Annotated in this window: 7 protein-coding genes; all 7 read right to left on the bottom strand. The window is 59.3% G+C overall.

Translation table 11 applies throughout. The annotated features are described in order from the left end of the window. Positions 1-191 precede the first annotated feature (191 nt). Complete coding sequence (locus G544_RS19685) at positions 192-668, bottom strand: AraC family transcriptional regulator (RefSeq protein ID WP_051155519.1); 477 nt, start codon at positions 666-668, stop codon at positions 192-194. Further along, positions 665-2,770 carry a 4-alpha-glucanotransferase gene (malQ, locus tag G544_RS19690; protein WP_051155560.1) on the bottom strand — a complete coding sequence of 702 codons (2,106 nt, stop codon included), beginning with the start codon at positions 2,768-2,770 and terminating at the stop codon, positions 665-667. Before malQ ends, G544_RS19685 begins: the two co-directional genes overlap by 4 nt. A 45-nt stretch (positions 2,771-2,815) precedes the next feature. Continuing rightward, a complete protein-coding gene (gene glgP / locus G544_RS0101415) occupies positions 2,816-5,260 on the bottom strand; it encodes a glycogen phosphorylase (protein WP_036023045.1) in 2,445 nt (814 codons plus the stop codon). Between the two features lie 136 nt (positions 5,261-5,396). Then, positions 5,397-6,830, bottom strand: coding sequence for a glycogen synthase GlgA (gene glgA / locus G544_RS0101420; protein ID WP_027272934.1), 1,434 nt, complete (start codon positions 6,828-6,830; stop codon positions 5,397-5,399). Between the two features lie 87 nt (positions 6,831-6,917). After that, positions 6,918-8,201, bottom strand: coding sequence for a glucose-1-phosphate adenylyltransferase (gene glgC / locus G544_RS0101425; RefSeq protein ID WP_027272935.1), 1,284 nt, complete (start codon positions 8,199-8,201; stop codon positions 6,918-6,920). A gap of 79 nt (positions 8,202-8,280) precedes the next feature. Further along, the gene (glgX, locus tag G544_RS0101430; protein ID WP_027272936.1) at positions 8,281-10,275 is read right to left on the bottom strand and encodes a glycogen debranching protein GlgX; all 1,995 of its coding nucleotides are present in this window, start codon (positions 10,273-10,275) and stop codon (positions 8,281-8,283) included. Between the two features lies 1 nt (position 10,276). After that, positions 10,277-12,460 carry a 1,4-alpha-glucan branching protein GlgB gene (glgB, locus tag G544_RS0101435; RefSeq protein WP_027272937.1) on the bottom strand — a complete coding sequence of 728 codons (2,184 nt, stop codon included), beginning with the start codon at positions 12,458-12,460 and terminating at the stop codon, positions 10,277-10,279. Positions 12,461-12,976: the final 516 nt, after the last annotated feature.

Genomic DNA, 12,976 nt, shown 5'->3' on the forward strand with positions numbered 1-12,976 from the left:
CCTCCTCTAAAACCTTCATCGTCGCACCCCGCCCGGCCTCAAATTCCGCCCCAGCCAGTCGCCCTTTGGGTGCTGAATGGAGCTATGTGAGTAATCGCGGACCAATGTGGCTTGACGGTCCTCATTCCGGGTGCTGACGCATCCACCCCGCGAGATTTACCACCAACCCCTCCCTACAAAAAGCCCCCCAGCTACTTAGGCACAACCGGAAAATAAACCTCCGTCACCAGCGCCTCAGCCGCCGTGGTGCGCGGATTATTCAAATAGACCTCAAACGACGGCATATTGGCGCGCAGGTAGTCGCTTTGCGGCAGCCATTCCTGATAGAACCGTTGATAAACGGGCTCCAGCGCCTCATAGGGGCCAACGTGTCGATACTTGGCGTAGCAGCCGCCGAGCAGCTCGACGGGTTCGATAAGCTCCGACATTTGCTCGTCGGCCAACGGGCCGTCGAGCTGTAGGCAGGCGTCGGAGCGGCAGCGCTCGGGGCGTTCGACCTTTGGATTGTCGTAATAGACAGCAATAGCGCACAGCGTTCGCGACTCCAGCCCTTCGGCCTGAGCCCAGCGCCACAGCTCGTCGAACGCCCTGTATATCTCGTTATAGGGGCCGCAGTGGCGTATGCCATAAACGGTGAGGGTGGTTCGGGTCTCAATCGTGATGTTCACTTGTGCGTTTCCCCAGGGTTCGTTCGAACAGCCGCGTCGAGCATGCGGCCTTCACGGCCTCGCTGAACGGCTTCCAGCAGCCGCTGCCCCAGCGGGCTTTCAAAGGCGCTGGCGAGAGTGGCAGGGAGCCTTCTTCGCCAGTTGAGATATTGGTCGGAGGTGCCCGGTACGTTAACGGGCGTTTCAACGCGCAGCCAGTCTTCCGGCTGCAGGCCGACGAACTGGCTTGAGGTTGAGGCGATAAAGCGGTGCAGAGCGACGTTCAGCTCGTCCGTCATGGCGCCGGGCGGCAGCGGTTTGGCTAAGAAACCGTATTCAAGCAGCATCGCTTCCAACGCCCGCTTGTCGTCGTCGCGAGCCTCATTCAGAGCCGCCAGCACCTCGGCGTCCGGATAGATGCCCAGCGACTCCCCAAGCCGAAGGTCGCCTTTTTGCCAATAGCCGACAAGCGTCGGCAGATCGTGGGTGGTCGGCGTAGCCATCGACTGAGGAAGATAGCGTTCGGGAGGGCGAAAGCCGACTCCTTCCTTTTCAAAGTAGAGCACCTTATAGGAATAGACGCCGGCGTCCCGCAGCTTTTGGACGATCTCCGGCGGCACGATGCCTAAATCTTCTCCGATGACCACGCAGCGATGGCGCTGGCTTTCCAGCGTTAAAATCGCCAGCAGGTCGTCAAGGGGATAGGCCACGTAGCCGCCCGCGTCGGCGTTTTCGCCATAGGGTACCCACCAAAGCCTAAGTAGGGACATCACGTGGTCAATGCGCAGCGCGCCGAAGTAGCGCATGTTGGCGCGCAATACTTCGATAAACGGGCGGTAGGCCCGCTGGCGTAAAACGTGCGGGTCCATCGGCGGCAGCCCCCAGTTTTGCCCCTGCGGCCCGAGCGGGTCGGGAGGGGCGCCTACGGACGCCTTCATGCGGTAGAGAGTTTTGTCGCACCAGGTCTGTACGCCGCCTTCGGCGACGCCGACCGCCAAATCGCCATACAGGCCGACGGCCATGCCCAATCGGCGGGAAAGCGTAAAGCATTCGCTAAGCTGCTGATGGGCGAGCCACTGTAGCCAGGCGTAAAACCGAACGTCGTCGTCATGGCTTTCGGCGAAGCGGCGAACCGTTTCAGAATCATGTCGGCGATAGGCTTCGGGCCAGACCGGCCAGCCCCAGGCGTTTTCCTGACTCTGCGTCAGCGCGTAGTGCAGGGCGTCGAACTCCGCCTGGCGGATAATCGCTTCCCCGCGCTCGGCCAGAAAGCGACGGAAGGCCTGCTTTCGCAGCGGATCGTCGAACGATTGCCACGCCAGCCGCAGCGCCGTCATCTTAAGCGTCATCACCGCTGCATAGTCGACGCTGTCGGTTTGCCGCAGCCGCTGCCGTTCGTTTTGAACGTCGGCGCTTTTCCACCACGCGATGGCCGATTCGCTCGTCTGAAATTCAGCGACGGCCTCGACGTCGATATAGGCGACGTTCAGCGCGGTGCGAGAGGAGGGGCTGTAGGGGCTGGCGTTTTCCGGTACGGCGGGGTACAGCGCGTGCAGAGGGTTGACGCCGACAAAGGCGCCGCCGCGCCGCGCAGTTTCGTACAGCGCCTCTTTCAACGCGCCGAAGTCGCCGATGCCCCAGTCGTTCGCCGAGCGTAGCGTATAGAGCTGCACGCACATGCCCCACAGTCGCTCGTCCGCCGGGCGCGCAAAGCAGCGGCCGGGGGAGATAATGACGCTGGTGTGCCAAAGCGCGTCGTCGGCTCGTAGCGTTAGCCGATAGTATCCGCAGGCAAGGTCGGCGGGCAGGGTGATTTGCTCGTCAGAGGGGGCGATTTGCCCCTCATAAAATCCGCCGCCGTCCGCGGGGGCAAGCGCGTAGTCATCGGGCCGCAGCTTCCACTGATAGAGATTGGGAATTAATAGGGTGACATTGTAACTTTTCCCGGTTGAGAAAACGCACACCGGCGGCAGCGGGGAATTCGGGCTCTCCAGGCCGCTGGCCATGGCGTCATAAATGCGCCGCCGCGCGGTTTCATCGATGGGCTCAATAAGGCCCGCGGCGTTTACGTAGCCGCGAGCAATGCCGACCTCATCGTAGCGGTCTTGCCCGTCGTCGCCCATCGCGGCGTCAGCCGCCTGGCGCATTTTATCCATCTCGTACTCCGCCTACAGCTTGGTCGGCTTTATTTCCCAGATCTCTTCCGCATACTCCTGAATCGTTCGGTCGGAAGAGAAATAGCCCATGTTGGCGATGTTTAGCGCCGCCTTCCGCGCCCAGGTGTTCGGCTTCAGGTACAGCCGGTCGACGCTCTCCTGCGCGTTGAGGTAGGAACGATAGTCGGCCAGCAGCTGGTAGTAGTCGCCGAAGTTGACCAGCGAGTCAAACAGCGGGCCGTAGCGATAGGGCTCTTCCGGGCTGAAGAAGCCGGTCGCGATTTGGCTTAGCACCTGATGAAGCTCGGTGTCCTCTTCGTAGATTTTGCGCGGATCGTAGCCGTTGCGGCGCAGCGCGTTAACCTCTTCGGTGGTGTTGCCGAAGATGAAGATATTCTCCTCGCCCACGTGTTCGCGAATTTCTACGTTGGCTCCGTCCAACGTGCCGATGGTCAGCGCGCCGTTAAGGGCGAACTTCATGTTGCTGGTGCCCGACGCCTCGGTGCCCGCCAGGGAAATCTGTTCCGACAGGTCGGCGGCCGGGACGATAATTTGCGCCAGGCTGACGCTGTAGTTAGGAATAAACACCACCTTCAGCTTGTTTTTAATTCGCTCGTCGTTGTTGATGACCTTGGCTACGTCGTTAATCAACCGAATGATAAGCTTGGCGTTAACGTAGGAAGAGGCGGCCTTGCCGGCAAAAATCACCGTTCTTGGCACCCACGGATCGTCCGGCGCTTTCAGAATGCGGTTGTAGCGGGTGATCACCTGCAGCAGGTTCAGCAGCTGGCGCTTGTACTCGTGAATGCGCTTAATCTGAACGTCAAACAGCGAGTTTGGATTAACGACGACGTTCAGATGCGTAGCGATGTACTCCGCCAGCCTCTTCTTGTTGGCCAGCTTGACCTTTTTAATCTGCTCGATGAACGCCGGGTAGTCTACCATCGCGTTCAGCGCCGACAGCTTGCTCAGGTCGGTGCGCCAGGTCTGATCGATGCTGGCGTCCAGCAGCTCGGCCAGCGGCCGGTTGGCCAGGCCAATCCAGCGCCGCGGTGTTACGCCGTTGGTCTTGTTGCAGAAGTGGTGCGGGAAGATTTTGGCGAAGTCGGCGAACAGCGAAGTTACCATCAGCTCTGAGTGGAGCGCGGATACGCCGTTAACCTTATGGCCGCCGATCACCGCCAGCCAAGCCATTCTTACTCGGCGACCGTTGCTTTCATCAATCAGGGAAACGCGGGTCAACAGGTCAGGATCGTTAGGGAACTGCTCTTTCACCACCTTCAAAAAGTAGTCGTTAATCTCAAAAATAATCTGCAGGTGGCGGGGCAGGATTTTCCCCATCATCTCTACAGGCCAGGTCTCCAGCGCTTCGCTCATCAGCGTGTGGTTGGTATAGGAGAAGATGCGGATTGTCATCTCCCAGGCGTCTTCCCAGGTAAAGTGGTGGTGGTCGATAAGCAGGCGCATCAGCTCGGGGATCGCCAGCACCGGGTGGGTGTCGTTGAGGTGGATGGCTACCTTATCCGCCAGGTTGTCGTAGGTTTCATACGCCCTCCAGTGGCTGTAGAGAATGTCCTGCAGCGTGGCGGATACCAGAAAGTATTCCTGCTTGAGGCGCAGCTCGCGGCCAGAGCTGGTGGCGTCGTTGGGGTAGAGCACGCGCGATACGTTTTCCGAGTTGTTTTTGTCCTCAACGGCGGCAAAGTAGTCGCCTTGGTTAAACTTACCCAGATTGATCTCATTACTGGCCTGCGCCGACCACAGGCGCAGCGTATTGGTCGCATCGGTGTCGAAGCCGGGGATTATCTGGTCGTAGGCGCAGGCCAGCACCTCTTCCGTTTCTACCCAGCGGCACAGTTTGCCTTCCGTCTGCACGCGGCCGCCGAAGAAGACCTTATGGCGCACGTTGTGACGAGGAAACTCCCAGGCGTTGCCGTATTCGAGCCAGTTATCCGGCGACTCCGCCTGCTGGCCGTCGACGATGTTCTGTTTGAACATACCGTACTCGTAGCGAATGCCGTATCCTCGGGCCGGAAGGCCGAGGGTGGCCAGCGAGTCGAGGAAACAGGCGGCCAAGCGGCCCAGGCCGCCGTTGCCGAGGCCGGGATCGTTTTCTTCGTTAATCAACTGCTCGATGCTGAATCCCATGTCGTCCAGCGCTTCGGCAAGCTCGTCGTAAATGCCGAGGTTCAAAAGCGAGTTGGAGAGCGTACGGCCAATCAGGAACTCCATTGACAGGTAAGACACGCGGCGGCCGGATTGGGAAAAGTGGGCGCGGGTTGACCGCAGCCAGCGTTCGACCATCATATCGCGCACGACGAAAGAGGCGGCGTTGAGCCAGTCGTGTTCGGTTGCCAGCGCGGGCTCTTTACCAATAATGAACTTTAACTTTTCCTGAATCGCAGTTTTCAGGTTCATGATGCGTTCAGAGGGCGACTCAAAGTGAAATTGTGACATGTTCTTAATCCGTATATTGACTAGCGGTAAATCTGTGGGAAATCCGTTTCAGCCAGAGAAGCCCGTAGATCGCTGTAAATCATTGTCGCATTGGCGGCGAAAGCCGCCTTTTGCGGTGTTAACGCGGTAGGCGCAGTTAGCCCAGCCGCTGATACATCGCCAGATACTTTTCGGCGGCGTTCCGCCAGCTAAAGTCCTTTTCCATGGCCTGGCGCTGAACGCGGCGCCAGCGGGGCTTATCCGACCACAGGGCAAAGGCGCGGCGGATTGCGCCGCTGAGCTCTTCTACGCTGCTGTCTCGAAATACGAATCCGGTGGCGCTTTTGTCCATCAGGTTTTCCAACGAGCAGTCGGCTACCGTATCCGCCAGGCCGCCGGTGCGGCGCACCAGCGGCAGGGTGCCGTAGCGCAGCCCGTAGAGCTGCGTCAGCCCACAGGGCTCAAAGCGGCTGGGCACCAGTATGACGTCGGCGCTGCCGATAATGCGATGAGCCAGCGTTTCGTCGTAACCGATTTTGACCGCCACCTGACGAATGTGGCGGCGTGCCGTCTCCATAAAGGCTTCCTGCAGGTTCTCATCGCCGCTGCCCAACAGTGCGAGCTGGCCGCCGCGATCGAGAATTTCGGGCAGCGCCTGTAGCAGCAGGTCTAACCCCTTTTGGCTGCTCAAGCGGCTGACGACGGCAAACAGCGGCGCGTCGGGGGAGACGTCCAACCCCATTTGCGACTGGAACAGCGCCTTGTTTTGCGCCTTACCGGTCATCTTCTTGCTGCCGTAGTCGTGAGGCAGCAGTGCGTCCTTCTCCGGGCTCCAGACGTCGTAGTCCACGCCGTTGAGGATACCGACCAGCTTACCGCGCAGCTTTCTCTGGCTGAGCAGGTTCTCCATGCCGAAGCCGTATTCCGGTTGGGTTATCTCTTCGGCATAGGTCGGGCTGACCGCCGTGACCATGTCCGAATAGTACAGGCCCGCCTTCAGGTAAGAGATTTGCCCGTAGAACTCCAGCCCCTCGGGCTGTAAAAAGTGCGTAGGCAGATAAAGCTCGTTCATATGCCGAGCGGAGAACAGCCCTTGATAGGCCAGGTTATGCACGGTAAACACCGAGCGGGCAGGATAGCCGCGCGCGGCCAGATAGGCGCTGGCCAGGCCCGCGTGCCAGTCGTGGGCGTGCACCACGTTCGGCTGCCAAAAGGCATCCAGACCGCAGGCCAGTTCGCAGGCCATCCAGCCGAGCAGGCCGAAGCGCTTATAGTTATCGGCGTATTCGTGCAGCGCTCCGTCGTGATAGGGGCTGCCCGGCCGGTCGTAAAGGTGGGGGGCGTCAATCAGATAAACGCCGATGCCGTTGTAGGTGCCATACCGCAGGACGACCCTGCCGGCGAACGTTTCCACCTCGGCAACCACGGAAGTGGGAAGAATTTGATGCACTAACGCCGGGAACCCCGGCATCAGCAGGCGAACGTCCGCGCCGGCGGCCACCTGCGCGTTGGGCAGCGCGCCGAGCACGTCGGCCAAACCGCCGGTTTTCAACAGCGGAAAAAGTTCAGAACAGGCGTGTAATACTCGCATCCATACCCCTGATTAAAAAACATTCACATTAGTAATCTAAGCACTACTTGGCGGCCCTCGCCAGCGGTGAGGGCCGATGGAAAACGGCTACTTTTCCATCTTCGCCAGCATGTCTTTAGTTATCAGCACAATGCCGCCCGACGAACGGCAGAACCTGCGCTCGTCTTCTTCAACGTTTTCTCCAACGACCAGCCCTTCAGGCAGGTGGCTGCCGCGATCGATAATGCAGCGGCGCAGGCGGCAGGAGCGCCCGATGTGCACGTCCGGCAGAACGACCGCCGAGTCCAGCGTACAGAAAGAGTTGACCCGAACGCGAGGGAACAGCACCGAGTTGAGCACCACCGAGCCAGAAATAATGCAGCCGGCGCCGATCAGCGAGTTCATCGTCATGCCGTGGCTGCCGGAACGGTCCTGCACGAACTTGGCGGGCGGCAGCGGCTCCATGTAGGTGCGGATAGGCCAGGCGGTGTTGTACATGTCCAGCTCCGGCATTACCGAGGCCAGATCGAGGTTGGCGCTCCAGTAGGCGTCAATGGTGCCGACGTCGCGCCAGTAGGGTTTGGCGTTGACGTCCGACGTGACGCAGGAGAGGTCAAACGGATGCGCCCAGGCGACGCCCTGAGAAACCGCCTTGGGGATGAGATCCTTACCGAAGTCGTGGCTGGTTTCGCTGTTCAGGCTCTCTTCTTCCAGCAGCTGGTAGAGGTACTGAGCGTTGAACACGTATACGCCCATGCTGGCCAGCGACATTTCCGGATCGCCCGGCATGGCGGGCGGGTTTTCCGGCTTTTCCAGAAAGTTGACGATCCGGTGGTCTTCGGCGATGTCCATTACGCCAAAGCCCGAAGCCTCAGAGCGCGGAACCGCGATACAGGCGACGGTGCACTGTCCGCCTTTTTCCACGTGGTCCAGCAGCATGCGCGAATAGTCCATTTTGTAGATATGGTCGCCGGCCAGTATGACCACGTATTCGGCCCGGTAGCGTCGGATAATGTCCAGGTTCTGGTAGATAGCGTCGGCAGTGCCGCGATACCACTCTTCGTGATCTTCTCTTTGCTGAGCAGGCAGCAGATCGACGAACTCGTTCATCTCTTCGTTAAGAAACGACCAGCCGCGCTGAATGTGCTGCACCAGCGAGTGGGAGTGGTACTGGGTCAAAACGCCAATGCGGCGAATGCCGGAGTTCATGCAGTTGGACAGGGCAAAGTCGATGATACGGAATTTGCCGCCAAAGTGGACGGCGGGCTTGGCCCGTTTGGAGGTTAAGTCCTTCAGGCGGGAGCCGCGGCCGCCGGCGAGAATCAGCGCGACGGACTGTTTAGGGAGTTGCCTTGCCAGCATGAGTTTGTGATTGGCGTCCGATTTAACCATGTTTCCTCCAAACATCGAAAATTCCTATATAAAGGTTCCTGCATCAGGAACGGCAAAAGTAAGCGCAGCAAAGCTGCCGTTAAGTTTTTTTCTGTAACACGCTGACGCTGCGCGGTTGCGCTACGTAGCGTTGGTTTTGAACTTCAATATCGCCAAGAGAAAAGGGCTCGGCGATGGACCACTGCGCCTCTGAGAGGCCAAGGCGCTGCGGCGTATCGCAGGGATTAACCACCGCGAGCCATTCGTTGGAGAACAACATCAGCAAGACGCCGGGAGGGGACTCCCAGCGCTCGGGCGTCATGGGCTCGGCTTCTGCGGTTAGCCACTGAACGTCCGTCGCGCCATCTCCGCTTTTCCACCAGTTCGGCGCGGCCAATGCCGGAATTTTTCGGCGCAGAGAAATCAGGCCGGACACAAAGTCCGTAAGCGATTCGTCCGCCGACAGCCAGTTGAGCCAGGTCAGGGGCGAATCCTGACAGTAGGCGTTGTTATTGCCCCACTGGGCGTTACCGAGCTCATCCCCGGCCAAAATCTGCGGCGTGCCCTGCGATAGCAGCAGGGTGGCCAGCAGCGAGCGCGAAGACCTCTCGCGCAGCAGCAGGACGTCCGCTGGGGCGTCCAGCCCTTCGTAGCCGTGGTTGTTGCTGTGGTTATCACCGTGTCCGTCGCGGTTTTCTTCACCGTTGAGCCGGTTATGCTTGCGGTCAAAGCTCACCAAGTCTTTTAGGGTGAAGCCGTCGTGAGCGGTAATGTGGTTAATCGACGCGTAGGGGCGCCGGCCGTTTTTGTCGAAGAGGTCGCTGGAGGCGGCCAGGCGGCGGGCGAATTCGCCGAGCCCGACGTCGCCTTCCAGCCAAAAGCGCCTCATCGCGTCGCGAAAGCGATCGTTCCACTCGGCGAACGGCGCGGGAAAGTCCCCCAGCCGGTAACCGCCGGGGCCCAGATCCCAAGGTTCGGCAATCAGCTTTAGCTTCGACAGCTGCGGATCGTTTTGCAGCGCCACCATCAGCGGGGAAGAGGGAGAGAATTCGGGTTCTCTGCCCAGCGCGCAGCCGAGGTCGAATCGAAAGCCGTCCACGCGACACTCGGTCGCCCAAAAGCGCAGGCAGTCGAGCGCATACTGAAGGCCGACGGGGGCGTTAAGGCGCAGCGAGTTACCGCATCCGCTCCAGTTGGCATAGCGGCCGTTCTCTTCCAGCCAGTAGTAGGTGCGGTTGTCGATGCCGCGTAGAGAGAGCGTCGGGCCTGATTCGTCCAGCTCGGCGGTGTGATTGAGCACCACGTCCAGAATTACCTCGATGCCCGCGCGGTGCAGCGTTTTCACCATGTCGCGAAACTCCGACAGCGGGGTGGAGTCGGGGCGCTGCGACCAGTAACGAGGCTCGACGGCGAACGGCGCCAGCACGTTGTAGCCCCAGTAGTTGACCAGCCCCATGCGCTGCAGGCGCGGTTCGTCAATATGGAGCTGCACCGGCATGAGCTCAAGGGTGGTGATGCCAAGCGTAATCAGGTAGTTCACCATCACCGGATGAGAAAGCCCCGCGTAGGTTCCCCGCAGGACGGCAGGGATAGCCGGGTGGGTCTTGGTTAGTCCGCGGACGTGGGCCTCATAAATCACGGTGTCGCGCCAGGCTACTCGGGGGCTTCGGTCGTCCTGCCAGTCGTAAGGTTCGTCAATAACGATGCTCTTGGGAGCAAACGGCGCGCTGTCTTGCTCGTTGGGCCAAGCGCCTTCATCGAGCAGCTCGGGGGCGTCCGGCGCTTTGCCGTCTACGCCTCGGCTGTAAGGGTCGATAACCAGCTTTTGCGGATTGAAGCGAAGCCCGCGCTCGGGCTGCCACGGGCCGTGAACCCGATAGCCATAGCGCTGGCCCGGCAGCCCGTTCGGCAGGTAGCCGTGCCAGACGTTGCCGCTGCGCGAGGGGAGGCTGTAGCGCAGCTCGTTGTCCTCGTCGTCAAACAGGCAAAGCTCTACCCGTTCGGCGTCGGCGGAATAGAGCGCAAAGTTGACGCCGTCGCCGTCGTAATGGCTGCCGAAGGGATAAGGCTTTCCCGCAGTGAGCGCTATCGTCATGCTATCCCTCCCGAACGAAATAGAGGGTAGACAGCGGCGGCAGCGTCAAAGACAGGGAGTAAGGCCTGCCGTGCGAAGGCGCTTCATCGCTGTGGACGCCGCCGAAGTTGCCCGCGTTGCTGCCGCGATAGAGCTGCGAGTCGGTATTGAGCGCTTCACGCCAAAAGCCGGGTTGGGCTACGCCGATGCGGTAGCCTTGCCGCAGCACTGGCGTAAAGTTGCTGACCACCATCACCTCATTACCCTCTTCGTCGCGGCGGATGAAGGCGAACACCGAGTTTTCGCAGTCGTCCACCACGTACCATTCGAACCCTTCTGGCCGATAGTCAAGCCGATAAAGCGGCGGCAGCGCTCTGTAGACGTGATTAAGATCGCGCACCAGATTTTGAACGCCGCTGTGCCAGCCGTCGTTAACGTCGTCAAGCAGGTGCCAGTCGAGGCTCGCATCGTGGTTCCACTCTCTGCCTTGGGCGAATTCGCCGCCCATAAACAGCAGCTTTTTCCCCGGATATCCCCACATGAAGGCGTAGTAGGCGCGCAGGTTGGCGAACTGCTGCCAGGCGTCGCCGGGCATGCGCCCAAGCAGCGAGCGCTTGCCGTGAACCACCTCGTCGTGCGACAGCGGCAGCACGAAGTTTTCTGAATAGGCGTACAGCATGCCGAACGTCATCAGGCCGTGGTGGTGCTTGCGGTAAATCGGGTCAAGGGACATATAGTCGAGCGTGTCGTGCATCCAGCCCAGGTTCCACTTGTAGTGAAAGCCCAGTCCGCCGCTTTCCGGCGGGAGAGTGACGCCGGGAAAGTCGGTGGACTCTTCGGCAATGACCACCGCGCCTTCCCGCTGGGCGCCTACCGTCCTGTTGACGGAGCGCAAAAACTCGATGGCCTCAAGGTTCTCTCGGCCTCCGTGGCGATTGGGGATCCATTCGCCTTCGGCACGGCTGTAGTCTCGATAGAGCATGGAGGCGACCGCATCGACGCGAAGGCCGTCCAGGCCAAAGCGCTCCAGCCAGTAAAGGGCGTTGCCGGTAAGGTAGTTGCGGACCTCGTGCCTGTCGTAGTTATAGATAAGGGTGTCCCAGTCCTGATGAAGGCCTTCGCGAGGGTCGGCGTATTCGTAGAGCTCGGTGCCGTCAAACCGGGCGAGGCCGTGCTCGTCGTTGGGAAAGTGGCCAGGGACCCAGTCCAGCAGAACGCTGATGCCTTCGCGATGAGCGCAGTCGATAAGGAAATGAAAGTCTTCGGGCGAGCCGAATCGGCGGGTCGGCGCATAGAGCCCCACGGGCTGGTAGCCCCAGGAGCCGTCGAAGGGATGTTCATGTATCGGCAGCAGCTCGATGTGGGTAAAGCCCATCGACTTCACGTAGGGAATAAGGCGCTCCGCCAGTTCGCGATAGCTGAGCCAGCTGCCGTCGTCGTGGCGCTGCCAGGAGCCGAGATGAACTTCATAAATCGACATCGGCGAGGAGAACTGGTTTGCATCCCGCCGCCACTGCGGCATGGCCGAACGGTGCGGCGGCAGGGCGGTGCGCGACGCGGTTTCCGGCCGCGCGTCGCCGTCGAAGGCGTAGGGGTCGGCCTTCAGTCGCCGATGGCCGTGAGCGTCGACCAGCTCATATTTGTACAGCTCTCCAATGCCGACATGGGGTAAAAACAGCTCCCATATGCCGCTTTCCGATCTTAGGCGCATAGGGTGGCGGCGGCCGTCCCAGTGGTTAAAGTCGCCCACGATCGAGACGCGCTGCGCGTTGGGCGCCCAGACGGTAAAGGCCATGCCGTCAATATCGTCCAGCCGCATTGGGTGGGCTCCCAACCGTTCATAAGGGCGCAGGTGGGTGCCTTCGGCCAGAAGCCAACTGTCCGTTTCCTGCAGCAGTAGGCCAAAGCGGTAGGGATCTTCGATAACCTGCCGATACCGATCCCATTCGACGGCGAGTTGATAACGATAGGGCGCGTTGCGATGAGGCAGAACGCCTTGAAAGAAGCCGCTATGTTCGCCCGGCGTTAGGGTAAGCAGCGAGGCGCCGCTGTCTTTATCCAAAACGGTAACGCGCGAAGCGTCAGGCAGGAATGCGCTGATGGTGAGTCCGTCTTCCGTTGCGTGAGGGCCCAAAATGGAGAACGGATCCGCGCATTTTCCCAACGACAGTCGTTGGATCACTTTTTCATCGATCGCTGTCGACATCCATATTCTCCCTTTGCGTTTTGTGGCTATAAAAAAAGAATAGCCGAAAAAAATAAACAACGTCCCCATCGCAAAATGCAAAGCGACATTAATGGATTACATAATTAACAATACGCAATTGATAAATGAATTCTGTGAGGCGCTTCTTATATTGTTCTCTCTTTTTAGCCAGATAGCTCAATATGTTACTTGGGTTGTTTTTATTAATTAAATAAAGGCGAGTTTCCGGTCTCTTTGAAATTCAAATCTCATTTTTTCAGCGGAGAAGCCTGTGCGCGGCGGCGCTTGTAGCGGTCATTCAGGGAAGCCGAGTAGGCGCGCAGAATACTGAAAATGAGACTCAAATATTATGTGCTATTAATATTATCGCCGTTGATTTTAAATGAATAAACGAGGTTTGTTATGTGCTATAAGCGTTGTCGGTGCTATTGAAATAGATGGAAGTAGGAAAAATAAAGCGAGGGGATTTATCTTTTTAATTAAAACAGGGTTCCTGTTTAGCAACTGTGACAGTTA

The sequence above is a fragment of the Leminorella grimontii ATCC 33999 = DSM 5078 genome (assembly GCF_000439085.1).
In the GTDB taxonomy this organism is placed as follows: domain Bacteria; phylum Pseudomonadota; class Gammaproteobacteria; order Enterobacterales; family Enterobacteriaceae; genus Leminorella; species Leminorella grimontii.